The organism is Pseudomonas sp. GW821-FHT03C07 (assembly GCF_059420925.1).
In genome coordinates this window covers 22741-46835 of record NZ_JBWKUQ010000014.1, presented here as the reverse complement: position 1 = coordinate 46835, position 24095 = coordinate 22741, and the positions used below count along the sequence as shown (strand labels likewise).

The following is a 24095-nucleotide window of genomic DNA, read 5'->3' as shown; positions in this document are numbered from 1 at the left end:
CACTGAACCTGTGGGAGCGGAGCTTGCCCGCGAAGCTTTTAGCGATCTTAAGGGCCCCTTCGCGGGCAAGCTCCGCTCCCACATAAGCCCGCTCGCCACAAGACCCTACTCAACTTCAAGCCCCCTCGGATCCAACTGCGGGTTAAACCACATCCACCCCGACATGAATCGCATCATGGCGCCAGAACTCCAGATCGCAGTCGATCAGCCGTCCATGCTGGTCATAGTTGACCCGGGCAATCCGCAACCCCGGGCTGCCCACCGACACCCGCAACGCCGCGGCCGCCTCAACCTGCAATGAAGTCGGCACGATCTCGAACCTCACCCGCCCGTAATGCAGGTCGTAATGCCGGGCATACAGCTCGGTGATCGACTGGTTCAGGTCAAACTCCAGGATCCCCGGGAAATACTGCGGATTCAGGTAATGCTCGACATACAGCACCAGCCGCTCGTCGATCCGCCGCGCCCGGCGAATCTGGATCACGCTGGACAACGCCGGCAACTGCAACCAGTCACACACCGCCGCCGATGCCGGCTGCAGCCGCGCCGAAATCACCTGGGTCGACGGCACCCGTCCCTGGGCACTGACCATCGCGTGAAAGTGGCTACGCTGCATCAGGTTATAAGCCAGGCGCGGCGGCGAAATAAACCAGCCGCGGCGCTCCTCGCGATAGATCAGCCCCTGGGCCTCCAACTGCAACAAGGCCTCGCGCACCGTGATCCGGGTGGTACCGAACAACTCACTGAGTTTGCGCTCGGCGGGCAATTTGCTACCCGGTGGCAGCAGGCCGTGTCCGATCTGCTCATACAGGGCCTGACCGATGGCTGTCACCGCCTTTGGTGCCTCATCACGCATCAACGTTACCTATCTGGACTAGACCAGCACTGTTTCAGGGCAGAAGCGCGGTAGATCACGGCTTCCGTGGGTTGCCTCAAGCCTAGGCAATACAGATGACTGATATGTGACAAAGCGACGAAACGGTGCACATGGACGTTCGTTCCATAAGGATCAATCCTTTTAATATCAGTAAGTTAACTATGGTCTACGCTTAACTCGACAATCCTGAAGACTGCCGCAAAAAAACCTTGCAGGACTGATGCCGACATCAAAGTGTCATCCAGCAAGCTTAAATTGGCTCAGGTATTGCTGACCTAGACCAAACGATCCAAACCACTGCACTACTTTTATAAAAACCGTCGATAAAAATCTCAGCGTTGAAAACGCCCAAAGGAGCTTCGGATGAAACAGCTTTTCCTGGCATCACTGTTAGGCTCGACCATTGCCCTGTCCACTTGCGCCATGGCCGCTGACACCGATTTGAAAGCACTGGAAACCGCCGCCAAGAAAGAAGGCGCCGTGAACAGCGTCGGCATGCCCGATGACTGGGCGAACTGGGCGGGCACCTGGAAAGACCTGAGCGACAAGTACGGCCTCAAGCACATCGACACCGACATGAGCTCGGCCCAGGAAGTGGCCAAGTTCGCGGCCGAGAAAGACAACGCCAGCGCCGACATCGGCGACGTCGGTGCCGCCTTCGGCCCGATCGCGGTCAAGCAGGGCGTGACCCAACCCTACAAGCCAAGCACCTGGGAACAGGTTCCGGCCTGGGCGAAGGACAAGGATGGCAACTGGGCGCTGGCCTACACCGGCACCATCGCGTTCATCGTCAACAAGAAGCTGCTGCACGGTTCCGAAGCGCCGAAAAGCTGGGCTGACCTCAAGACCGGTAAATACAAGGTTTCCATCGGTGACGTGAGCACCGCTGCCCAGGCCGCCAACGGCGTACTGGCCGCGGCCCTGGCCAATGGTGGTAACGAGAAGAACGTCCAGCCGGCGCTGCTGATGTTTGCCGAGATCGCCAAGCAAGGTCGCCTGTCGCTCGCCAACCCGACCATCGCCACCATGGAAAAGGGTGAAGTCGAAGTCGGTGTGGTCTGGGACTTCAACGGTCTGAGCTACAAGGCCAAGATGGCCAACCCGGATGACTACGTGGTGTTGATCCCAGCGGACGGTTCGGTGATTTCCGGCTACACCACCCTCATCAACAAATACGCCAAGCACCCGAATGCGGCCAAGCTGGCGCGTGAGTACATCTTCAGCGACGCCGGCCAGACCAACCTGGCGCGAGGCAATGCACGTCCCATCCGCGCCGAGCACCTGACCCTGCCGGAAGACGTGAAAGCCAAGCTGCTGCCTAACGAGCAGTACAAGAAAGTCACGCCGATCAAAGATGCCGACGCCTGGGAGAAGACGTCCAAGGCGCTGCCGCAGAAGTGGCAGGAAGAAGTCATCATCAACATGCAATAACGCGACAGGCTTGACCCGGTGCGCGTCACTCGGGTCAACACGGTCATTGTTGGAGCCGGCTTGCCGGCGATGAGGACCGGGAGAACGATGCAAGCCTCAAGGGCCTCATCGCCGGCAAGCCGGCTCCCACAGTGACGCGTTACGGGCCGAGAGCGTGTTTACAGATTTTGTTTGTTCCCCAACATGGAGACCCGGCTTATGCAGCACAACGTTATCCTGGTCGTGCTCGATGGCCTGAACTACGAGGTCGCCCGCCATGCCATGGGCCATCTCCAGGCTTACGCTGGCGCAGGACGCGCGGCGCTGTACAAACTGGAATGCGAGTTGCCCTCGCTCTCAAGACCGCTCTACGAATGCATTCTTACCGGTGTGGCTCCGATCCGGAGCGGCATCGTGCACAACCACGTCGCGCGCCTGTCCAACCAGCGCAGCGTGTTCCACTACGCCCGCGACGCCGGCCTGACCACCGCCGCGGCGGCCTATCACTGGGTCAGCGAGCTGTACAACCGCACGCCCTTTGTCGCCGCCCGTGACCGTCACACCCGGGACGACAATCTGGCGATCCAGCACGGCCATTTCTACTGGGTCGACCACTACCCCGACTCCCATCTGTTCGCCGATGCCGAAAGCCTGCGCCTGCAACACGCGCCGAACTTCCTGCTGGTGCACCCGATGAACATCGATGACGCCGGCCACAAACACGGCCTCGACACCGCGCAATACCGCAACAGCGCGCGTTCCGCCGACATCATCCTGGCCGACTACCTGCAAGGCTGGCTCGACGCCGGCTACCAGGTGCTGGTGACCGCCGACCACGGCATGAACAACGACCGCTCGCACAACGGCCTGCTGGCCGAAGAGCGCGAAGTGCCGCTGTTCGTCCTCGGCGATGCCTTCAGTTTCAACCCCGACGCCGCGCCCCGACAAACGCAGCTCTGCGGCACGATCTGCGAACTGCTGGGCGTCCCCCATGACAAACCTGTATGCCGGGAGTTGTTGAAGTGAATTCACTCACCCGTGGCAAATGGCTCGCCGTGCTCTGCCTGGTGCCCTTTGCCCTGTTCTTTATCGTGTTCGAGATCGCGCCGTTGGTGTGGGTGTTGATCAACAGCCTGCAATCGGAAGACGACGGCTGGGGCCTGGCCAACTTCAGCAAGATCTTCAGCTCGAAGTTCTACCTGCAGGCGATCCAGTACAGCCTGGAAATCAGCTTCTGGTCCAGCGTGTTCGGCATGCTCATCGCCGTGCTCGGCGCCTACTCGCTGCGCCGGGTCGACTCGCGCCTGCGGGATTTCGTCAACGCCTTCGCCAACATGACCAGCAACTTCGCCGGCGTGCCGTTGGCCTTCGCTTTCATCATCCTGCTGGGCTTCAACGGCACCATCACCATCATGCTGAAACAGGCCGGGATCATTCAGGATTTCAACCTGTACTCGAAAACCGGCCTGATCATTCTCTACACCTACTTCCAGATTCCCCTCGGTGTGCTGCTGCTCTACCCGGCCTTCGACGCCCTGCGCGAAGACTGGCGCGAGTCCGCCGCGCTGCTCGGTGCCGGCGGCTGGCAGTTCTGGCGGCATATCGGCCTGCCGGTGCTGACCCCGGCGCTGCTGGGGACTTTCGTGATCCTCCTGGCCAACGCCCTCGGCGCCTACGCCACGGTGTATGCCCTGACCACCGGTAACTTCAACGTGTTGCCGATCCGTATCGCCGCGATGGTTTCCGGCGACATCAGCCTCGACCCGAACATGGCCAGCGCGCTGGCGGTGATCCTGGTGGGACTGATGACCTTCGTAACCTTGATCCACCAGTGGCTGTTGAAGAGGAGCTACCATGTCGCGCGCTGAACCCGGCTCCGCCGCCCTGTACCACCGCCTGGTGGTCTACCTGCTGTTCCTGATCCTGCTGCTGCCGCTGGCCGGCACCCTGGTCTACTCCCTGGCCAGCAGTTGGTCGGCGACCATCCTGCCCGCCGGCTTCACCTTCAAGTGGTACCTGCAGCTGTGGAGCGACCCGCGCTTCCTCAATGCCTTTGGCCAGTCGCTGATCGTCTGCGTCGGCTCGCTGGTGCTGTCGGTGGTGCTGATCCTGCCGCTGCTGTTCGTGGTCCACTACCACTTCCCCAGGCTTGACGCGCTGATGAACATCCTGATCCTGCTGCCCTTCGCGGTGCCGCCGGTGGTGTCCTCGGTGGGCCTGTTGCAGCTGTACGGTTCCGGACCGTTCGCCATGGTCGGCACGCCGTGGATCCTGATCGGCTGCTACTTCACCGTGGCCTTGCCGTTCATGTACCGGGCGATCACCAACAACCTGCAGGCGATCAACCTGCGCGACCTGATGGACGCCGCCCACCTGCTCGGCGCCAGCACCTGGCAGGCGGCGTTCCTGGTGGTGTTGCCGAACCTGCGCAAGGGCCTGATGGTCGCATTGCTGCTGTCGTTCTCCTTCCTGTTCGGCGAGTTCGTGTTCGCCAACATCCTGGTCGGTACCCGCTATGAAACCCTGCAGGTGTACCTGAACAACATGCGCAACAGCAGCGGCCACTTCACCAGTGCCCTGGTCATCTCCTATTTCCTCTTCGTTTTGGTACTCACCTGGGTCGCCAATCGCCTGAGCTCTTCACCAAAAGAGAAGGACAAAAGCCAATGAGCTTCATCAGTGTCCAGAACCTGAAAAAAACCTACGCCGGCACCACGGTGTTCAGCGATATCAACTGCGAAGTCGCCAAGGGTGAATTCGTCACCCTGCTCGGCCCGTCCGGTTGCGGCAAGTCCACCCTGCTGCGCTGCATCGCCGGCCTGACCGCGGTGGACAGCGGCAAAATCCTCCTCGACGGCCAGGACATCGTGCCGCTGAGCCCGCAGAAACGCGCGATCGGCATGGTGTTCCAGAGCTACGCGCTGTTTCCCAACATGACCGTGGAACAGAACGTCGCCTTCGGCCTGAAGATGCAGAAGGTCAATGCCGACGACAGCCACAAGCGCGTTATCGAAGCCCTCAAGCTGGTGGAGCTGCACGACTTCGCCGCGCGCTACCCGCACCAGCTGTCCGGCGGCCAATGCCAGCGCGTGGCCCTGGCCCGCTCGCTGGTGACCCGCCCGCGCCTGCTGCTGCTCGATGAGCCGCTGTCGGCCCTGGATGCGCGGATTCGCAAGCACCTGCGCGAGCAGATCCGGGCGATCCAGCGCGAACTGGGGCTGACCACGATTTTCGTCACCCACGACCAGGAAGAAGCCCTGACCATGAGTGACCGGATCTTCCTGATGAACCAGGGCAAGATCGTCCAGAGCGGTGACGCCGAATCGCTCTACACCGCGCCGGTGGATGTGTTTGCCGCCGGGTTTATCGGCAACTACAACCTGCTCGACGCCGACGCGGCCAGCCGTCTGTTGCAGCGGCCGATCAGCGGGCGTATCGCCATTCGCCCGGAAGCCATCGAACTGCGTGCCGAGGGTGAACTGGACGCGCTGATCCGCGGTCACAGCTTGCTGGGCAACGTGATTCGTTATCGGGTCGAGGCCCGCGGCGTGGAATTGGTGGTGGACGTGCTCAACCGCTCGGCCGCCGACCTGCACCCCGAAGGCCGGCGTTTGTCGCTGTCTATCGATCCCAGTGCGCTATGTGAGGTAGCCTGATGTCCTTGGAGCGTTTGAAGAGAGAGCGGTACTGATGGCCCTGGCAATTTTTGATCTGGACGACACCCTGATCCACGGCGACTGCGCCACCCTCTGGAGCGAGCAGATGGTTCGCCTGGGTTGGGTCGACCCGGAGACGTTCATGCAGCGCAACAACGAGCTGATGGACGCCTACGGCCGTGGCGAACTGGCCATGGAAGACTACATGCTGTTCAGCCTGGAGCCGATAGCCGGGCGCACCCCGGAAGAAATCGCCCACCTGGTGGCGCCCTGGGTCGAGGACGTGATCGAGCCGCTGATCTACAGCGATGCCTGCAAGGCGATTGCCGCCCACCGCGCGGCGGGTGACCGGATCCTGGTGATCTCGGCATCGGGCACTCACCTGGTCAGGGCGATTGCCGAGCGCGTCGGGATCGACGAAGTGCTGGGCATCGACCTTGACGTGCTGCACGGTGTCTACACCGGCCATACCGTCGGTACCCTCACCTACCGTGAAGGCAAGATCGTGCGGTTGATGGAGTGGCTGGATGCCGAAGGCGAGAACCTCGAAGGCGCGAGTTTCTACTCGGACTCACGCAACGATTTGCCGTTGCTGCTCAAGGTTGATCATCCGCATGTGGTCAACCCGGATCCGGTGCTGCGGGCGCAGGCGGAAAAGGCCGGTTGGCCGGTTCATACCTGGAGCTGAATCAGAGCTGATCCCGTCGCCCGGACAGGCGACGGCGATGAAATAGAAGCTCCCCCGCCCCTTCCGACAAGTGCTCCTCATTTCCCCTGCAACCTGTCATTTCTGACAGTTCGGAGGGGTAAAAGGGGGCCGCTGGTCGGATCAGCGAGCTGGACACCGGTGTAAAAAAGCACCGCTGTTGTAACGGTGCTTTCACTTGACCTACTTCGCCTTGATACCAAACCCATCGGCCCGATCCCTGCCCAAAACCGACTCGAGTGCTTTTGTCTGGCCGTTTTCCGTCAGGATGCCGTACACATAACCGATGCCAAACGCGGTCGTCGACCAGGTCCAGTTGGGGCCGACTCCTGGCGTGCCGTTGTAGTCGCTTCTCAGTCGCTGCCATTCAGCGAGTGATGGCAGGCGTCCTCCCTGGTTGCTTGCCGCATTGCTGCACTGGGTGTATGTGCCGTTCACGCCTGTGCCGAAGGCCACGAACACGTTGGAGACCGCAACCGTATAGGACACCGGCTGGCCGACCTGATCCACGACGGTAATGGTGGCGTAGCCGTTGCCAAAGGAAGTGACTTTCCCAGTGTCATCCACATAAGCCACGTTAGGGTCACTGGAACTGTATCGGTAAGGCGGAACGCCACCGCTGGGCTGACGAACTTCATATGCACCGGGTGGCGGACTGGGCGGAACGGCGCCGGTACTGCTCAGGAAGATCCAGGTGTCGAGGACCATCTGTTCCGGATTGATCGTCAACGGTGCCACCACGCTAAAGGCTTTGGCCTCCGACTCCTGGCCGTCGCCGTAGAGGGCTTTGGCCTTGAGACTGTAAGCCTTGGCGGCCAGGTTCGTGAGAATAGTGTTCCAGGTTGTGCTGTCAGCCGGAATGCTGACAGCACCGCCAATAGTATCAGCACCATCTATCAACTGAATCTCCTGGCCTCTGCTGCCGGTGCCAGTGACGGTCACGCTGGTTTCCAGGGTTGTCCCTCCGACAACAGAACCCAGGGAGTCGGTGATGTCGGTGAGCGTCGGTGCGATCACTTCCAGCGTCTTGACGGTATAGGTGCGCAACGGAAAGGTCTGCGCATTGGCTTCATTGGTGGTCTGGCTGAGGTCGGCCTTGAACTCCATGGTCAGGGTGCTGCCGTCCTTCAGTTCTTTCAGATAACTGTAGGCGACGGGAGTGTCGTAGTAGCCTTGGTTTATCCAGGTCGTGCTGGCGACCGGACCCTGTGGTGGTGGCGTCCAGATATTCAGGTCATAGGGGGAGGTCCCGTCGGCTTTCGTGCCCTTGAGACGCAGCCACACGTCCTGGCCCGGCGCAATCAGCGGCCAGACACCCGCTCGGCAGGTGGCATTGGCGCTGATGGTGTTCAGGTCCAGCTCGCTGCCTTCACCGCCGTTTTCGGCTTGCAGGATCTTCGGCCTGGCGTCCAGCAGATCGCCGGGAGCGAAGGTCTGCACCGCCAGGTTGAGCGCGGTTGAGGGATCCGAGGTTTCGCCGTTGCGGATCACGGTGTAGGTGACCGTCACCGGCTTGCCCAGGTTGTAGGCGAGCACCCCGACCGGAATAGGGATCTCGCGGCTGGAGGGGAGTGCTTGCGCCGGGGTGGTGTGCGAGCCCTCTCCCGCCGTACCGGTCCAGGTCACGCTGACCTGATCACCGGGTTGGACGCCGTACTCGGGAATCACCACGGTCAGGGCATCCTTGGCCGCCACCGGATTCAGCTGCTGGCTGGGCGCGGTGCCGGTGGCCTGCTTGACCCTGGGGGCAGACAGGTCCATGGCCGCGCGGATGGTATAGGTGCGCAACGGAAAGGTCTGCGCATTGGCTTCATTGGTGGTCTGGCTGAGGTCGGCCTTGAACTCCATGGTCAGGGTGCTGCCGTCCTTCAGTTCTTTCAGATAGCTGTAGGCGACGGGAGTGTCGTAGTAGCCTTGGTTTATCCAGGTCGTGCTGGCGACCGGACCCTGTGGTGGTGGCGTCCAGATATTCAGGTCATAGGGAGTAGTCCCGTCGGCTTTCGTGCCCTTGAGACGCAACCACACGTCCTGTCTCGGCGCAATCAGCGGCCAGACACCCGCTCGGCAGGTGGCATTGGCGCTAATGGTATTGAGGTCCAGCTCGGAGCCTTCACCGCCGTTTTCGGCTTGCAGGATCTTCGGCCTGGCGTCCTGTAGATCGCCGGGAGCGAAGGTCTGCACCGCCAGGTTGAGCGCGGCAGAGGGATCAGAGGCTTCGCCGTTGCGAATCACGCTGTAGGTGACCGTCACCGGCTTGCCCAGGTTGTAGGCGAGCACCTCGACTGGGATATCGATCTCGCGGCTGGTGGGCAGCGCTTGCGCCGGGGAGGTGTGCGAGCCCTCTCCCGCCGTACCGGTCCAGGTCACACGGACCTGATCACCGGGTTGGACGCCGTACTCCGGAATCACCACGGTCAGCGCATCCTTGGCCGCCACCGGATTCAGCTGCTGGCTGGGCGCGGTGCCGGTGGCCTGCTTGACCCTGGGGGCAGACAGGTCCATGGCCGCGCGGATGGTATAGGTGCGCAACGGAAAGGTCTGCGCATTGGCTTCATTGGTGGTCTTGTTGAAATCGGCCTTGAACTCCATGGTCAGGGTGCTGCCGTCCTTCAGCTCTTTCAGATAACTGTAGGCAGCGGGGACGTCATAGTAGCCTTGGTTTATCCAGGTCGTGCTGGCGACCGGACCCTGTGGTGGTGGCGTCCAGATATTCAGGTCATAGGGGGAGGTCCCGTCGGCTTTCGTGCCCTTGAGACGCAACCACACGTCCTGTCTCGGCGCAATCAGCGGCCAGACACCCGCTCGGCAGGTGGCATTGGCGCTGATGGTGTTCAGGTCCAGCTCGCTGCCTTCACCGCCGTTTTCGGCTTGCAGGATCTTCGGCCTGGCGTCCTGTAGATCGCCGGGAGCGAAGGTCTGCACCGCCAGGTTGAGCGCGGCAGAGGGATCAGAGGCTTCGCCGTTGCGAATCACGCTGTAGGTGACCGTCACCGGCTTGCCCAGGTTGTAGGCGAGCACCTCGACTGGGATATCGATCTCGCGGCTGGTGGGCAGCGCTTGCGCCGGGGAGGTGTGCGAGCCCTCTCCCGCCGTACCGGTCCAGGTCACGCTGACCTGATCACCGGGTTGGACGCCGTACTCCGGAATCACCACGGTCAGCGCATCCTTGGCCGCCACCGGATTCAGCTGCTGGCTGGGCGCGGTGCCGGTGGCCTGCTTGACCCTGGGGGCAGACAGGTCCATGGCCGCGCGGATGGTATAGGTGCGCAACGGAAAGGTCTGCGCATTGGCTTCATTGGTGGTCTGGCTGAAGTCGGCCTTGAACTCCATGGTCAGGGTGCTGCCGTCCTTCAGTTCTTTCAGATAACTGTAGGCGACGGGAGTGTCGTAGTAGCCTTGGTTTATCCAGGTCGTGCTGGCGACCGGACCCTGTGGTGGTGGCGTCCAGATATTCAGGTCATAGGGGGAGGTCCCGTCGGCTTTCGTGCCCTTGAGACGCAGCCACACGTCCTGGCCCGGCGCAATCAGCGGCCAGACACCCGCTCGGCAGGTGGCATTGGCGCTGATGGTATTGAGGTCCAGCTCGCTGCCTTCACCGCCGTTTTCGGCTTGCAGGATCTTCGGCCTGGCGTCCAGCAGATCGCCGGGAGCGAAGGTCTGCACCGCCAGGTTGAGCGCGGCTGAGGGATCGGAGGCTTCGCCGTTGCGAATCACGCTGTAGGTGACCGTCACCGGCTTGCCCAGGTTGTAGGCGAGCACCTCGACCGGAATAGGGATCTCGCGGCTGGTAGGGAGCGCTTGCGCCGGGGTGGTGTGCGAGCCCCCTCCCGCCGTACCGGTCCAGGTCACACGGACCTGATCACCGGGTTGGACGCCGTACTCGGGTATCACCACGGTCAGGGCATCCTTGGCCGCCACCGGATTCAGCTGCTGGCTGGGCGCGGTGCCGGTGGCCTGCTTGACGCTGGGCGCCGACAGATTCATCGCCGCGCCAATGGTCATCGGCAAGACCTCGGACGCACTGTAGCCCCCGGCCTTGCGCTTGACCCAATAAGAAGCCCGCACGGTGCCGCCTTCGTTGTCCTTGATCAGGGCGAAGGGGATGTCGAACGGCACGTCCATCTTGTCGGTAATCGAATTGAGGGTGACAGAGTCGGTTTTCGATCCGGTCTTCGAACCTCTCCAGATATAGTGCACTTCATCCCCGGAAATCTGATCGGTGTACTTCAGGACAATCAAGCGAGTACCGGTGGGCGCGTCCGCAGGATCGAGCACACCGCCTTGCTCATGCTCGACCACCGGTGGCGGCAGTTCCGCTACCGGCTCGCCAACGTTCAACAGCTCGGCATGCAGGGATTCACGGCTGACCACGTCACGGGCATCGGTGTCACGCAACAGCAGGTAGAAGAGCTCCAGCGTGCCGCCCTCGATGGCGCGTAAATGAGCACCGTCGACGGGCATGAAAATAGACTCCTTGGCATCCCCTTCCCCCTGGGTGATCGGGTGACGATCAAGATCGGGCAGGTAAACCCCGCCGCCGATCGCCCGGGTGCCGAACCACTTCAGCTCTATGACCTGGCCGGCCTTCATGCTCTCGTCCCAGGGAATTTCGATCACGGTCCGAGGCAACGCCGGATCGAGGGTGTCCGCAATGGCGTCCACGGCAATGGGCGCGGCCAGAAGGCCGGCCTCGCCGATCACACGAACGAACTGGCCTTTGGAAAGCAGGTCGGCGGAACTGTCAGCCTTGATCAAACGGTAGGAGAACACCGCCTGGGTCCTGACCAGCGGACGGATATCGGCGCTGGGCAGTGGAATCTCGGGAACGCTGGGAACACTCTCGATGGTTTTAGGCGGGTACTCAAGCGCTATCGATTCGCCATCCAGCGTGGTGCCCTTGACCCGCATTTCAATCTGGTCGCCCACGGCGAAGTCGGGATTGCCGGGAGTACCGTTCCTCACGATGACTTGAGCGGTTACCGTGTTCGGCGTGGGCAAGGCGTCCATATCCAGGATATTGTTGATGGCCTCCTTGATAATCGGCGCGTCGAGCCGCGAGCTGCCGGTGTCGACCACGATACGGATTTCGGCACTCCAGTCCTCGGAGCGGTTGTCGACCACGTCGTAGATTTCGAAGGCCACCGGTAGGCCGTCGGAATCATCGGCCTCATCGATCGTCGCCTTGTCGACGATGACCTCGATCGGAAAGGCCTCGAAGTTGAAGGCTTCGTCGTAGGTCACCTCATGTTCGACATACACGCCCCCCCAGCTCAGGGAAATGCGGTCGCCTTCGGCAATGTTGGGATAGGGCGGCTCCCCGGCAACGGGGGATTTGATGGTGATCGGCACGAAGGGCGTATCGGCATCGACGCCGTCCAACAGAATCTCTTCGGGGATCTCCATATGCAGTTCGGAGTGACCGGGAATGCTGCCGTTCTCATCCTTGCCGCCGGGGAGGTCGAGCTTGGCGTAGATCTTGGTGCGGGGCGAAAAATCAGGATCGTCGCTGGCCCGCGTGACCACATAGTCCACGATGAAATAGCCCCCGTCCCCCAGGCGTGCGCTGGGAATGAACAGCGTCACGGGCTTGCCGACCTCGTCAGCCTGGATAATGCTGCCCTGCGCGACAGTGTTGGTATCGAGCCTGACCACGACGCTGTCGCCGATGTGCATGATGTCCCAGGCGGGGATCTGTACCCGCAAGCCGGCATGGGGCCAGAGGTCGACGGCCGCGGCGCGACTGATGCCCCAGGTGTCTGGGGGCATGGGCGGCAGGGGACTTTTCTTGTCGGGGATGTCGATTTCCTCGAGCGGCAGGGCGACGACCGAGCGGGTCATGGCGGGACTCCTATCGGGTTGACGATGGGGTTTATTGGGCGCCGTAAACACCAGGCTGGCTACTGTCAGAAATGACAGTTCGAAGGGGGAAGAGGTAGCCGTTGGTCGGAACTGTCATTTCTGACAGATAGGCAAAACGCTCCGGATGTTTAGTCTTGGAAAACAGTCTTGTTTTTCTATTTTCTCAAGAGGAGTCATGGACCATGAGCGCAAAAAATCCTTCAGGGGGTTCAAAAAAATGTGGGGGGCACGACGACAGGCAGCGGGGCGTTGGGTTTGCTCGGGTTATATCGTTCAGTTATAGGCACTGCATTTTGAGTGATATGGAGCGCCAGCGTTTGCCGGTATGATGTCAGCCCCCGCAGTCTGGATTGCGAATACGCCATGACCTTGCAGTACCCCACCATCGCCGATTGCGTCGGCAACACGCCCCTGGTCCGCTTGCAGCGTCTGCCCGGCGCCACCAGCAATACCCTGTTGCTCAAGCTCGAAGGGAACAACCCCGCGGGCTCCGTCAAGGATCGCCCGGCACTGTCGATGATCACCCGCGCCGAATTGCGTGGGCAGATCCAGGCCGGCGATACCCTGATCGAAGCCACCTCGGGCAACACCGGGATCGCCCTGGCCATGGCCGCCGCGATCAAGGGTTACAAGATGATCCTGATCATGCCGGACAACTCCACCGCCGAACGCAAGGCGGCGATGACCGCCTATGGCGCCGAGTTGATCCTGGTGACCCGCGAGGAAGGTATGGAAGGCGCCCGTGACCTGGCCGAACACATGCAGGCCGAAGGCCGTGGCAAGGTGCTCGACCAGTTCGCCAATGGCGACAATCCCGAAGCGCACTACACCAGCACCGGTCCGGAAATCTGGCGTCAGACCCAGGGCACCATCACTCATTTCGTCAGCTCCATGGGCACCACCGGGACCATCATGGGCGTGTCGCGTTACCTGAAAGAGCAGAACCCAGACGTGCAGATCGTCGGTCTGCAACCGATGGAAGGCGCCTCGATTCCGGGCATCCGTCGCTGGCCCCACGAATACCTGCCGAAGATTTTCCAGGCCGAACGGGTCGACCGCATTGTCGACATGGCGCAGGAAGAAGCCGAGGACGTCATGCGTCGGTTGGCCCGCGAGGAAGGTATTTTCTGCGGCGTCTCTTCCGGCGGTGCGGTGGCAGCCATGCTGCGCCTGTCCCGTGAAGTCGAGAACGCGGTGATGGTCGCGATCATCTGTGACCGAGGCGACCGTTACCTGTCGACCGGCATCTACGACGCGCCCAACTGATGGCCAAGCATGAACGCGGCCTGCGCTTCCAGCCCACTGGCGGTAGCCGGGCGCCACAAGTACCAACCGGCAAGAAGCAGCGCCTGACCATCGAGCGGCTGTCCAACGACGGGCGTGGCATTGCCTTTGTTGAAGGGCGCACCTGGTTCGTCGCCGGCGCCCTAGCGGGTGAAGAGGTTGAAGCGCGGGTGTTGGCGGCCCACGGCAAGGTGGTCGAGGCGCGCACCGAACGGGTGTTCCTCGCCAGCGAACAGCGCCGTCCCGCGCCCTGCGCCCATGCCGGACGCTGCGGCGGTTGCAGCGTGCAGCATATGCCCCACGACGACCAACTCGCCCTGAAACAGAGCATGCTCGCCGAGCAACTGTCGCGTGTCGCCGGCGTCGAACCGCTGGAGTGGGCGGCACCTTTGACCGGCCCGGAATTCGGCTATCGGCGACGGGCCCGCGTGGCCGTGCGCTGGGACGCCAAGAGCAAGGCCCTCGAGGTCGGTTTTCGTGCCGCCTCCAGCCAGGATATCGTTGCCATCGCCGATTGCCCGGTGCTGGTACAGGCCTTGCAACCGCTGATGCGCGAATTGCCGGCCATGCTGCGGCGCTTGAGCAAACCCCAGGCCCTGGGCCATGTGGAATTGTTCAGTGGTTCGGCGCTGGCGTTGTTGTTGCGGCATATGGCACCGCTGTCGGCGCAGGACCTGCAAGTACTGCAGGATTTCTGCACTGCGCATGAGGCGCAACTCTGGCTGCATGGCGAAGACGGCCCGCAGCCGGTGGACCCGTCGTTGCCCCTGGGCTATCGCCTGGAGACCTGGGATCTGGCGCTTGCCTATCGGCCGGGGGACTTCGTCCAGGTCAATGCCGGGGTCAACGAGGCCATGATCGCCCAGGCGCTGGACTGGCTGAAGCCGGCTGCCGATGAGCGTGTCCTGGACCTGTTCTGCGGGCTTGGCAACTTTGCCTTGCCGCTGGCCCGTCAGGTGCGTGAAGTGGTGGCGGTGGAAGGCGTGGCGAGCATGGTCGAACGGGCCGCCGCCAATGCCTTGAGCAATAATCTGCATAATGCGTATTTTTTTCAGGCCGATTTATCCCAGCCTTTGAGTGATGCCGGTTGGGCCAAAGACGGCTTTTCTGCGGTACTCTTGGACCCACCCCGTGACGGTGCGTTCGAGGTGGTGGGCAAGCTCGCCGCCCTGGGTGCCAAACGGTTGGTGTATGTGTCCTGCAATCCGGCGACGCTGGCGCGCGACACAGTTGAATTGATCAAGCAGGGCTACCGGTTAAAACGTGCCGGGATCCTCGATATGTTTCCGCAGACTGCGCATGTCGAGGCCATGGCGTTATTTGAAGCGAGCTAGGATGCTCGTCTGGTCCGACTGACCGCCGCCGTATTCTGTCAGCCCAGCCAGGCTGCGGGGGCTATAACAGGTCAGCGATTTTGACGCATTGAATCTGCGTCGTAGGGAAGGTAAGCAAGATGGTACAGGTGAGAGCACACCAGCCGATCAACACCGACGGCAGTATCAATCTCGAGGCATGGCTTGATCATACGGTGAGCGTCGATCTGGCGCTGGACCGTGAGGCCTTGAAACAAGCCTGCGAATACGCACGGCTTGCCGAACAACAGACCAACGCGGCGCAGAACCTCTGGCCCGAAGGGGGTTCCAGTTTCAGCACTGGCCTTGAGATCGCCGAGATTCTCGCCGACCTCAAGCTGGACCAGGATTCGCTGGTAGCGGCGGTGCTGTATCGCTGCGTGCGCGAGGGGCAGATCCCCTTGACCGCGGTCAGCCAGAAGTTCGGTCCAGTGGTCGCCAAGCTGATCGACGGCGTGCTGCGCATGGCCGCCATCAGCGCCAGCCTCAGCCCGCGCCAGTCCCAGGTCCTGGGCAGTCAGACGCAGGTGGAAAACCTGCGCAAGATGCTCGTGGCCATGGTCGACGACGTCCGCGTGGCGCTGATCAAGCTGGCCGAACGCACCTGCGCGATCCGTGCGGTGAAGACTGCCGACGACGAGAAGCGCAACCGCGTCGCCCGCGAGGTCTTCGATATCTACGCGCCGCTGGCTCACCGTCTGGGTATCGGACATATCAAGTGGGAACTGGAAGACCTGTCGTTCCGTTACCTGGAACCCGACCAGTACAAGCAGATCGCCAAGTTGCTGCACGAGCGGCGGCTGGACCGTGAACGTTTTATCAGCGAGGTGATGAACCAGCTGGAAAATGAATTGCTGGCCACCGGGGTCAAGGCCGATATCAGCGGCCGGGCCAAGCACATCTATTCGATCTGGCGCAAAATGCAGCGCAAGGGTCTGGAGTTCAGCCAGATCTATGACGTGCGCGCGGTCCGCGTGTTGGTCCCGGAAATGCGCGACTGCTACACCGCGCTCGGCATCGTCCACACCCTGTGGCGGCATATTCCGAAAGAGTTCGACGACTACATCGCCAACCCGAAAGAGAACGGCTACCGCTCGTTGCACACGGCGGTGATCGGTCCCGAAGGCAAGGTCCTGGAAGTGCAGATCCGCACCCATGCCATGCACGAAGAGGCTGAGCTGGGGGTGTGCGCGCACTGGAAGTACAAAGGTACCGACGTCAAATCCGGCTCCAATCATTACGAAGAGAAAATTTCCTGGCTGCGTCAGGTGCTCGAGTGGCATGAAGAGCTGGGGGATATCGGTGGCCTGGCCGAGCAGTTGCGGGTCGATATCGAGCCGGACCGGGTCTATATCTTCACCCCTGATGGTCATGCCATCGACCTGCCCAAGGGCGCGACCCCGCTGGACTTCGCCTATCGGGTCCACACCGAGATCGGCCACAACTGCCGGGGCGCGAAGATCAACGGGCGCATTGTGCCGCTCAACTACAGCCTGCAAACCGGCGAGCAGGTGGAGATCATCACCAGCAAGCACGGCACGCCGAGCCGTGACTGGCTGAACCCGAACCTGGGCTACATCACCACGTCGCGGGCGCGGGCGAAGATCGTGCACTGGTTCAAGTTGCAGGCCCGCGACCAGAACGTCGCGGCCGGCAAGACCTTGCTCGAACGTGAGCTGGCGCGCCTGGGCCTGCCGCAGGTGGATTTCGACAAGCTGGCTGACAAGGCCAACATGAAAACCGCCGAGGACATGTACGCCGCCCTCGGCGCGGGTGATCTGCGCCTGGCGCAACTGGTCAACGCCGCGCAGCAGCTGGTGGAGCCGGAGCGCGGCAACGAACAGCTGGAACTGATTCCGCGCAAGGCCACCGGCTACAAACCGGGCAAGCGTGGCGATATCCAGATCCAGGGGGTCGGCAATTTGATGACCCAGATGGCCGGCTGCTGCCAGCCGCTACCGGGGGATGCCATCGTCGGTTACATCACCCAGGGTCGTGGCGTGAGCATTCATCGCCAGGACTGCGCCGCGGTGCTGCAACTCGGTGGGCGCGAGCCAGAGCGGATCATCCAGGTCAGCTGGGGCCCGGTGCCGGTGCTGACCTATCCGGTGGATATCATCATCCGTGCCTACGACCGTTCCGGCTTGCTACGTGACGTGTCCCAGGTGCTGCTCAACGAACGGATCAACGTGCTGGCGGTCAATACCCGCTCGAACAAGGAGGACAACACCGCGTTGATGTCCCTGACCATCGAGATCCCGGGGTTGGACGCACTGGGGCGGTTGCTGGGGCGGATTTCCCAGTTGCCGAACATCATTGAAACCCGGCGTAACCGCATCCCTTGAGCGGCTGCGCTCGGCCTGGCCATAATGCTGTTCAGTTAAGGCCGCATACGGTCGACTGTAGGAGCGAGCTTGCTCGCGATGGACGTCAACGATAACGCTGGGCACCTGATACCCCGCGGCGTCCTGACTACCATCGCGAGCAAGCTCGCTCCTACAGGGGGCAATGTTCGCTTAACTGAATGGCATTGGGCCTAGCCATGTCTTCGCTCGCGACGCTCAATTCAAGAGTATTGAGAACATCGATGTACAGCCTTCAAGACCTGCTCCACCTCATGGCCCGCCTGCGCGACCCGCAATACGGCTGCCCCTGGGACATCAAGCAGACCTACGCGACGATTGTTCCCTACACGCTGGAGGAAGCCTACGAAGTCGCCGACGCCATCGAGCGCAGCGACTTCGAGCACTTGCAGGGTGAACTGGGCGACTTGCTGTTCCAGGTGGTCTATTACAGCCAACTGGCGCGGGAAGAAGGGCGTTTCGAATTCGACGGTGTGGTCGACAGCATCACCCGTAAGCTGATTCGTCGCCACCCGCATGTCTTTCCTACCGGCGATCTCTATGCGCCGCTGGACCTGCCACGCTTGAGCGAGGAACAGGTCAAGTTGCGCTGGGACGAGATCAAGGCCCAGGAGCGTGCGGAGAACCACCGCGCCCCTGAGCAATTGTCCCTGCTCGACGATGTACCGGCCGCCTTGCCGGCCCTGTCCCGGGCCGCGAAGTTGCAGAAGCGCGCGGCCACGGTCGGTTTCGACTGGCCGGACGCGCTGCCGGTGCTGGACAAGATCCGCGAAGAACTCGACGAAGTGCGCGAAGCCATGGCCGACAACGACCCGGCGGCGATCACCGATGAACTCGGCGACCTGCTGTTTGCCGTGGTCAATCTGGCCCGGCACCTCAAGGTCGACCCGGAAAATGCCTTGCGTGGCGCCAATGGCAAATTCGACAGACGTTTCCGTTTTATCGAACAGGCATTGCGCGACACCCACCGTCCCATGGAAGATTGCACCCTCGAAGAGTTGGACGCCTTGTGGGGCGAAGCCAAACGTCAGGAAAAGAATAGGCCCAGCTGCGGCTGAGCCGTTGCCCAAGTGAGTAAGCACCATGAGTCTTTCCCTTCGCGACCAGTTGCTCAAAGCAGGACTGGTCAACCAGAAGCAGGCCAAACAGGTCGGCAAAGAGAAACAGAAGCAGCAGCGCCTGGTCCACAAGGGCCAGATCGAGGCTGACGACACCCAGGCGCGCCTGGCCCAGGAAGCGCAGGCCGAGAAGGTCAAGCGCGACCAGGAACTGAACCGCCAGCAGCAGGAAAAGGTCGAGGCCAAGGCCCGCGCGGCCCAGGTCAAGCAATTGATCGAAACCTCGCGCCTGCCCAAGCTGACCACCGAGGACTACTACAACTTCGTCGACGACAAGAAGGTCAAGCGCCTGTCGGTCAACACGCTGATGCGCAACAAGCTGAGCAACGGCTCCCTGGCGATCGTCCATCACGCTGGCGGCTACGAGGTGATCCCGCGTGAAGCGGCGCTGAAGATCCAGGAGCGGGCCCCTGAGCGTATCGTCCAGCTCAACGTCCTGAGCGAAGCCCAGGTGCCGGATGAGGATGATCCGTACGCGGCCTACCAGATCCCTGATGATCTGATGTGGTAACCGGCTGAAAACAACAAACCCCGCTGAAAAGGCGGGGTTTGTGTTTTATGGGGGCCAGGCATGGGGCGGGCCGTAGCGCCGAATCAATACGCGATATAGCCTGCTGGAAAAAACTCATATTTCCCACACGTTTCAGGCATGGGAGAATATTGCGTGCGCCAAACGTCGGGGCTACTGTTCAGGTGTCGCTGCAAATTCAGCGACACGGGTTTGAACGCCCGGAAATGAATAGGCGCACAGCCCCGCGAAAGCGGTATTTTTGTGCTCGCGTTATGGCGGGCTGTGCGCAGGAGGCTTCGGCCTGCCGGTTCCTATTCCCGGTCGTTCAACCTGCGTACGGTCCGCCACCTTTTGTTTGAACGCGGAAAGTGGCGAACTCCTGAACTCGAATAGGAATGCCGCTATGGTTAAGAAGATCACCCCCGACCCGCCTGTCGTTTGCAAAGCCCTCAGCACCGCTGACAGGGCGACGTACTTGCGCAGACTCTCTGATATCCCCTCCAGCGAACCCGAGCCGACCCCGGCAAACATGTCCCGTTTGCTCGACACCCTCGCATTCACCTGCTCCAAACCCGTCATCCCTGAAGCTCCGTACAAACCCACGCTGTTTTCCATTCAACCGGGCATCAATGCCCAGGACGCCCTGACCTACGTTTCCAATCTGCTCGAAACGGCGGAACTCAACGGCGACGAAATCAGCTTGCATTCTAATCCCGTCGAGCGGGCGTTGTTCTGGGGCATGCTGCATTCGGTGGAAGTGGCACGTGCGGTGGTAGATGCGCTGCTTGAGGGCGCGTCCCCATTCAATCAGCTATCGCCCACCCAGGCTATCGTTTGATAGACAGAAGGCACTTGCTTAGTTTATACAAAATTTTGTATGGTTTAAATCATGACGCGAAACCATAAGCCCCTAGAGTTTTGCGGCAGCGCCCTTAGCGATCTGCGCACGTTTCCAGAAGATGCTCGGCGAGAGGCCGGTCACCAACTGGATCAGATTCAGCAAGGTCGTGAGCCGGACGATTGGAAGCCAATGGCAAGTATTGGCGTCGGCGTTCGTGAAATACGCATCCGTGAAGCTTCTGGAGCTTTCCGAGTGATCTATGTCGCGAAGTTTGAAGACGCCATTTTTGTGCTGCACTGCTTCCAGAAGAAAACCCAGAAGACCAGCCGCGCTGATGTCGTGCTGGCCACCCAATGACTGAAGGATTTGATAAAGGAGTCAGTCCCATGAGTCAACGTTTCGAAAGTGTCTGGGATGCCATTGAGGACACCCCTGCCGAAGCCGAAAACATGAAGGTGCGTTCCGCTTTGATGATCGCTTTGAAGGGACGTATTGAGGCCGATGGCTTGTCGCAAGCGGCTGCCGCCAAGCTGTTCGGCGTCACTCAGCCGCGTATTTCTGATCTGCTTCGCGGCAAGATCACACTGTTCAGCATCGACACGCTGATCAACATGCTGGCCGCCGCCGGATTGCATGTTGAGCTGCATATCGCTCAAGCCGCCTAAGCCGGCACACCTCCACACCTGCTCCGGCCTGAAACGACAAACCCCGCCAGGTGCGGGGTTTGTCGTTCTACAAGTCTGTCACTGCCAGGCGTTCAGGACGCCTGCATCTCGCGGTTCTTCTCGAGGGTTTCCAGCTCGTTCTTATAATTATGAGCGTCGGTCTCGTTGTGGAACATGCCTACCAGGAGGTCCTGCTGGTGTACATCCCAGATTCGAATGCCGTGGGCAACGCCTTCATGGGACATGTGTGCATCATCGCGTTCGGTTACTTTTACGGTCATCTGCAAGCTCCAGTCTCTGTTGAACTGCGGCAACGCGTCGCAGGCCTCTGTTATATGATTCATTAGGCTCCTACGTAAATCGGTAACAGACGGAATTTACTCTTGCCAGGAATGCAATAATAGCCAAGGGCCCGGATTGCTTGGGTTTGCGTCTTTTGGGCGGGAGTTTTATGACAAAAGTTTCATCTTGGCTGCGCTGCAAAACAGCGTCCCAGACACTGGCGAGCGTGGTTACGGTAAGAGGACGGTGGTGACTGTCAGGTCGCTATCGCTGGCAAGCCAGCTCCTACAGAAGCGTGATGCAGGTTTTATCGCGGCATAAAAAAGCCCCGCGTTCGCGGGGCTCTTTCTGGCGGCTTGAATCAGCTGCCCTTGACCTCTTTGCCGGCCACGGTGCCTTCCTGGAGCATGATGTTGTACTCCTTGCCGTCGGTTTCCACCTGTTGCAGGCGGACCAGCAGGTAGTCCCAGTCCTTGGCGAACCACATGACGGTGGTGCGCTTGTTCTGCGTCGGGTCGCGCACGCGCTCGACCTTGATCGCATCGACCGAGCCGGCCTTGGTGCTGACTTTTTCCGCGCCCAGGACCCGGAAGTCGTAGGTGTCGGTGTCGGTGCCTTCGACCACCTGGTAGCTCATGCTTTTCTTGCCGGCCGCAACATCACGTTGCAGGGCCAACTGATAGGTGGACTTGTCGAGCATGCCGCTGTTGAGGGGCACCTTGACCGGGTCACCGCGATCGGTGCCGGTGACCATCTTCGACGCCCAGTCGAAGTCCAGGTTGATCTTCTTCGCCTTGCCCAGGCCGCCACGTTCGAAGGTGTAGCTCTGTGGCAGCAGGGTGTCCTTGTCGAGGCGAATAGTACTTTCCTCGGTCAGGCTGGCGATCATCATGGAAGCCTTGAAACTCAAGGTCCAGGTGCCGTTGTCGTTTTTCGACAGGCTGCGCTCGGCCGAACCGCTCATGGGCAGTTGTTTCCAGTCGGCGGTGTAGCTGGCGGAGAAAGGTTGAAGATCCGCCGCTTGCACTGCCGGCAAGGCGAGCAGGGTAAGAGCGAAGAGCAGGGCACGACGCATAAAATCTCCTAGGTTCGAATCATGTGGCCGCTGGCCGCGAGTAATTGACCGTCCAACAATGCACCCTGTTCACCCAGGACCAAACGCCCCTCGGCGAACCAGCGTACCGCCAGCGGATAAATCCTGTGTTCCTGGGCGTGGACCCGTTGCGCCAGACTGTGCGCGGTATCGTCAGACTCTACCGTAACCACAGCCTGTACGACCAGAGGTCCGCCATCGAGTTCCTCGGTGACGAAGTGCACGCTGCAGCCATGCTCCCGATCACCCGCTTCCAGCGCGCGCTGATGGGTGTGCAGGCCTTTGTACTTGGGCAGGAGAGAGGGGTGGATATTCAGCAGGCGCCCTTGGTAGTGACGGACGAAGTCAGCGCTGAGAATACGCATGAAACCGGCCAGGACCACCAGTTGCGGATTGAAGGTGTCGATCAGTTCGATCAGCGCGGCATCGAAGGCTTCACGGCCGTCGAAGGCCTTGTGGTCCAGGGCGCGGGTTTCGATCCCCGCGTCCTGGGCGCGTTGCAGGCCGTAGGCGTCGGCGCGGTTGGAGATCACCGCGGCGATGCGGGCCGGATTTTCGCCGGTCCGCACGTTGTCGATCAGCGCCTGCAAGTTGCTGCCGCTACCGGACAGCAACACCACGACGTTACAGGTCGAGGTTATCGGCGCGGACATCAGTGCGCCTTGAGGTTCTTCAGTTCGACCTGGGCAGCGCCTTCGGCGGCAGTGGCGATCTGGCCGATGACCCATGGCTGCTCGCCGGCTTCGCGCAGGACGTTGAGTGCCGCTTCGACGTGTTCCTGGGCCACGCAGATGACCATGCCGACGCCGCAGTTCAGCACGCGGTGCATCTCGGTTTCATTGACGTTGCCTTTTTCCTGCAACCAGTCGAAAACCGCCGGACGCTGCCAGCTGGCCACGTCGACCACGGCCTGGGCGCCTTTTGGCAGGACGCGCGGGATGTTGTCGAGCAGGCCGCCGCCGGTGATGTGGGCCATGGCCTTGACCGCGCCGGTGTCCTTGATCAGCTTGAGCAACGGCTTGACGTAGATGCGGGTCGGGGCCATCAGCAGGTCGGCCAGCGGCTTGCCGTCGAGCTGGATGCTTTCGATGTCGGCACCGGACACTTCGATGATCTTGCGGATCAGCGAGTAGCCGTTGGAGTGCGGGCCGGAAGACGGCAGGGCGAGCAGGGCATCGCCAGCGGCGACTTTCGAGCCGTCGATGATCTCGGCCTTTTCCACCACACCGACGCAGAAACCGGCCAGGTCGTAGTCTTCGCCTTCGTACATGCCTGGCATTTCAGCGGTTTCGCCGCCTACCAGGGAGCAACCAGCCAGTTCGCAGCCGGCGCCGATACCGGTCACCACCTGGGCGGCGGTGTCGACATTGAGCTTGCCGGTGGCGTAGTAATCGAGGAAGAACAGCGGTTCGGCACCGCAGACCACCAGGTCGTTCACGCACATGGCCACCAGATCGATGCCGATGCTGTCATGCTTGTTCAGGTTCAGCGCCAGGCGCAGCTTGGTGCCGACGCCGTCGGTGCCGGAGACCAGGACCGGCTGCTTGTAACCGGCCGGGATCTCGCAGAGGGCGCCGAAACCGCCCAGGCCGCCCATGACTTCCGGGCGCGCAGTGCGCTTGGCCACGCTCTTGATGCGTTCGACCAATGCTTCACCGGCGTCGATGTCTACACCGGCGTCCTTGTAGCTCAGGGAGGGTTGCTTGCTCATGATCCAGGCCTTTAGGGGGGATTCAGGGGGTATCGACCGGCAGCGGTTGGGCTTCATGGGGAAAACGAACAGGTTCGAGTTTCCCTGGGCCTGACGCTCGCCGGTCTGCGAAGGCGCGCGATTTTATCAGGCTTGGGCAGCAGCGGCCATCCTCGGGCCGACGGCAGGGTCATATCGTGTTAAAAAAATCCCTGTGCGCTCATGCTGGCCGCAATTGACGCGGCTGTATAAGGTATAGCTCTTGCCCCGCGATCTTTATGACGGGGAAAAACTTTTCAGCGATTGTGTGAATAATGGCACTGCGCCGTGGTCCTAAACCTGTCGCCTTGTATTCATGCGGTCTTTACCTGCCGCTTTCTGCCCGTCG

Annotated in this window: 20 protein-coding genes; 14 read left to right on the top strand and 6 right to left on the bottom strand. The window is 61.2% G+C overall.

Annotated features, from left to right (window positions below; translation table 11 throughout):
- Positions 1 to 142: 142 nt before the first annotated feature.
- The gene (phnR, locus tag AC07VG_RS23625; protein WP_495002874.1) at positions 143 to 856 is read right to left on the bottom strand and encodes a phosphonate utilization transcriptional regulator PhnR; all 714 of its coding nucleotides are present in this window, start codon (positions 854 to 856) and stop codon (positions 143 to 145) included.
- A 384-nt stretch (positions 857 to 1240) separates the two neighbouring features.
- Between phnR and AC07VG_RS23620 the strand changes: the two genes are divergently transcribed.
- The 6 genes from AC07VG_RS23620 to AC07VG_RS23595 all read left to right on the top strand — a co-directional run bounded on the left by AC07VG_RS23620 (position 1241) and on the right by AC07VG_RS23595 (position 6631).
- Positions 1241 to 2308, top strand: a complete 1068-nt coding sequence (locus AC07VG_RS23620) for an ABC transporter substrate-binding protein (protein ID WP_495002873.1) — start codon at positions 1241 to 1243, stop codon at positions 2306 to 2308.
- A gap of 198 nt (positions 2309 to 2506) precedes the next feature.
- Positions 2507 to 3313, top strand: a complete 807-nt coding sequence (locus AC07VG_RS23615) for an alkaline phosphatase family protein (protein WP_495021971.1) — start codon at positions 2507 to 2509, stop codon at positions 3311 to 3313.
- A complete protein-coding gene (locus AC07VG_RS23610) occupies positions 3310 to 4155 on the top strand; it encodes an ABC transporter permease (protein WP_495002871.1) in 846 nt (281 codons plus the stop codon). Before AC07VG_RS23615 ends, AC07VG_RS23610 begins: the two co-directional genes overlap by 4 nt.
- Positions 4142 to 4957 (top strand): ABC transporter permease, encoded by an 816-nt coding sequence (locus AC07VG_RS23605; RefSeq protein ID WP_495002870.1) that lies wholly within the window; start codon positions 4142 to 4144, stop codon positions 4955 to 4957. The genes AC07VG_RS23610 and AC07VG_RS23605 overlap by 14 nt, the downstream gene beginning before the upstream one ends.
- Positions 4954 to 5943: an ABC transporter ATP-binding protein gene (locus AC07VG_RS23600; protein WP_495002869.1), complete on the top strand. Its 990-nt coding sequence runs from the start codon at positions 4954 to 4956 to the stop codon at positions 5941 to 5943. The genes AC07VG_RS23605 and AC07VG_RS23600 overlap by 4 nt, the downstream gene beginning before the upstream one ends.
- Before the next feature lie 34 nt (positions 5944 to 5977).
- Positions 5978 to 6631: an HAD family hydrolase gene (locus AC07VG_RS23595; RefSeq protein ID WP_495021970.1), complete on the top strand. Its 654-nt coding sequence runs from the start codon at positions 5978 to 5980 to the stop codon at positions 6629 to 6631.
- A gap of 201 nt (positions 6632 to 6832) precedes the next feature.
- On the opposite strand, the gene AC07VG_RS23590 is transcribed toward AC07VG_RS23595, so the two are convergent.
- Positions 6833 to 12487 carry an immunoglobulin-like domain-containing protein gene (locus tag AC07VG_RS23590; protein ID WP_495021969.1) on the bottom strand — a complete coding sequence of 1885 codons (5655 nt, stop codon included), beginning with the start codon at positions 12485 to 12487 and terminating at the stop codon, positions 6833 to 6835.
- Positions 12488 to 12871: 384 nt separating this feature from the next.
- Between AC07VG_RS23590 and cysM the strand changes: the two genes are divergently transcribed.
- From cysM to AC07VG_RS23550, 8 genes are all read left to right on the top strand, one after another.
- On the top strand, positions 12872 to 13774 hold the full coding sequence (cysM, locus tag AC07VG_RS23585; protein WP_495004787.1) for a cysteine synthase CysM: 903 nt from the start codon (positions 12872 to 12874) through the stop codon (positions 13772 to 13774).
- Complete coding sequence (gene rlmD / locus AC07VG_RS23580) at positions 13774 to 15126, top strand: 23S rRNA (uracil(1939)-C(5))-methyltransferase RlmD (protein ID WP_495021968.1); 1353 nt, start codon at positions 13774 to 13776, stop codon at positions 15124 to 15126. The genes cysM and rlmD overlap by 1 nt, the downstream gene beginning before the upstream one ends.
- 119 nt (positions 15127 to 15245) lie before the next feature.
- Positions 15246 to 17489 (top strand): GTP diphosphokinase, encoded by a 2244-nt coding sequence (relA, locus tag AC07VG_RS23575; protein WP_495004785.1) that lies wholly within the window; start codon positions 15246 to 15248, stop codon positions 17487 to 17489.
- 242 nt (positions 17490 to 17731) lie between these two features.
- Positions 17732 to 18565 carry a nucleoside triphosphate pyrophosphohydrolase gene (gene mazG, locus AC07VG_RS23570; RefSeq protein ID WP_495021967.1) on the top strand — a complete coding sequence of 278 codons (834 nt, stop codon included), beginning with the start codon at positions 17732 to 17734 and terminating at the stop codon, positions 18563 to 18565.
- Between the two features lie 25 nt (positions 18566 to 18590).
- Positions 18591 to 19136: a DUF2058 domain-containing protein gene (locus AC07VG_RS23565; RefSeq protein WP_495021966.1), complete on the top strand. Its 546-nt coding sequence runs from the start codon at positions 18591 to 18593 to the stop codon at positions 19134 to 19136.
- Between the two features lie 403 nt (positions 19137 to 19539).
- Complete coding sequence (locus AC07VG_RS23560; protein WP_495021965.1) at positions 19540 to 19974, top strand: hypothetical protein; 435 nt, start codon at positions 19540 to 19542, stop codon at positions 19972 to 19974.
- Between the two features lie 51 nt (positions 19975 to 20025).
- Positions 20026 to 20334, top strand: coding sequence for a type II toxin-antitoxin system RelE/ParE family toxin (locus tag AC07VG_RS23555; protein WP_495021964.1), 309 nt, complete (start codon positions 20026 to 20028; stop codon positions 20332 to 20334).
- Positions 20335 to 20363: 29 nt separating this feature from the next.
- Positions 20364 to 20642 carry a helix-turn-helix domain-containing protein gene (locus tag AC07VG_RS23550; RefSeq protein WP_495021963.1) on the top strand — a complete coding sequence of 93 codons (279 nt, stop codon included), beginning with the start codon at positions 20364 to 20366 and terminating at the stop codon, positions 20640 to 20642.
- Positions 20643 to 20734: 92 nt separating this feature from the next.
- Here AC07VG_RS23550 and AC07VG_RS23545 read toward each other — a convergent pair whose 3' ends face one another.
- From AC07VG_RS23545 to purM, 4 genes are all read right to left on the bottom strand, one after another.
- Entirely contained in the window at positions 20735 to 20923 is a 189-nt protein-coding gene (locus tag AC07VG_RS23545; RefSeq protein WP_103499730.1) for a hypothetical protein, read from the bottom strand.
- Between the two features lie 362 nt (positions 20924 to 21285).
- The gene (locus AC07VG_RS23540) at positions 21286 to 21999 is read right to left on the bottom strand and encodes a DUF3108 domain-containing protein (protein ID WP_495004041.1); all 714 of its coding nucleotides are present in this window, start codon (positions 21997 to 21999) and stop codon (positions 21286 to 21288) included.
- Positions 22000 to 22007: 8 nt separating this feature from the next.
- On the bottom strand, positions 22008 to 22658 hold the full coding sequence (gene purN, locus AC07VG_RS23535; protein WP_495004085.1) for a phosphoribosylglycinamide formyltransferase: 651 nt from the start codon (positions 22656 to 22658) through the stop codon (positions 22008 to 22010).
- 11 nt (positions 22659 to 22669) lie between these two features.
- A complete protein-coding gene (purM, locus tag AC07VG_RS23530; protein ID WP_495004042.1) occupies positions 22670 to 23728 on the bottom strand; it encodes a phosphoribosylformylglycinamidine cyclo-ligase in 1059 nt (352 codons plus the stop codon).
- Positions 23729 to 24095: the final 367 nt, after the last annotated feature.

Coding starts and splice junctions, on each gene's coding strand:
- phnR (WP_495002874.1), bottom strand. CDS start 856: ATGCGTGATGAGGCACCAAAGGCGGTGACAGCCATCGGTCAGGCCCTG.
- AC07VG_RS23620 (WP_495002873.1), top strand. CDS start 1,241: ATGAAACAGCTTTTCCTGGCATCACTGTTAGGCTCGACCATTGCCCTG.
- AC07VG_RS23615 (WP_495021971.1), top strand. CDS start 2,507: ATGCAGCACAACGTTATCCTGGTCGTGCTCGATGGCCTGAACTACGAG.
- AC07VG_RS23605 (WP_495002870.1), top strand. CDS start 4,142: ATGTCGCGCGCTGAACCCGGCTCCGCCGCCCTGTACCACCGCCTGGTG.
- AC07VG_RS23600 (WP_495002869.1), top strand. CDS start 4,954: ATGAGCTTCATCAGTGTCCAGAACCTGAAAAAAACCTACGCCGGCACC.
- AC07VG_RS23595 (WP_495021970.1), top strand. CDS start 5,978: ATGGCCCTGGCAATTTTTGATCTGGACGACACCCTGATCCACGGCGAC.
- AC07VG_RS23590 (WP_495021969.1), bottom strand. CDS start 12,487: ATGACCCGCTCGGTCGTCGCCCTGCCGCTCGAGGAAATCGACATCCCC.
- cysM (WP_495004787.1), top strand. CDS start 12,872: ATGACCTTGCAGTACCCCACCATCGCCGATTGCGTCGGCAACACGCCC.
- rlmD (WP_495021968.1), top strand. CDS start 13,774: ATGGCCAAGCATGAACGCGGCCTGCGCTTCCAGCCCACTGGCGGTAGC.
- relA (WP_495004785.1), top strand. CDS start 15,246: ATGGTACAGGTGAGAGCACACCAGCCGATCAACACCGACGGCAGTATC.
- mazG (WP_495021967.1), top strand. CDS start 17,732: ATGTACAGCCTTCAAGACCTGCTCCACCTCATGGCCCGCCTGCGCGAC.
- AC07VG_RS23565 (WP_495021966.1), top strand. CDS start 18,591: ATGAGTCTTTCCCTTCGCGACCAGTTGCTCAAAGCAGGACTGGTCAAC.
- AC07VG_RS23560 (WP_495021965.1), top strand. CDS start 19,540: ATGGTTAAGAAGATCACCCCCGACCCGCCTGTCGTTTGCAAAGCCCTC.
- AC07VG_RS23555 (WP_495021964.1), top strand. CDS start 20,026: ATGACGCGAAACCATAAGCCCCTAGAGTTTTGCGGCAGCGCCCTTAGC.
- AC07VG_RS23550 (WP_495021963.1), top strand. CDS start 20,364: ATGAGTCAACGTTTCGAAAGTGTCTGGGATGCCATTGAGGACACCCCT.
- AC07VG_RS23545 (WP_103499730.1), bottom strand. CDS start 20,923: ATGACCGTAAAAGTAACCGAACGCGATGATGCACACATGTCCCATGAA.
- AC07VG_RS23540 (WP_495004041.1), bottom strand. CDS start 21,999: ATGCGTCGTGCCCTGCTCTTCGCTCTTACCCTGCTCGCCTTGCCGGCA.
- purM (WP_495004042.1), bottom strand. CDS start 23,728: ATGAGCAAGCAACCCTCCCTGAGCTACAAGGACGCCGGTGTAGACATC.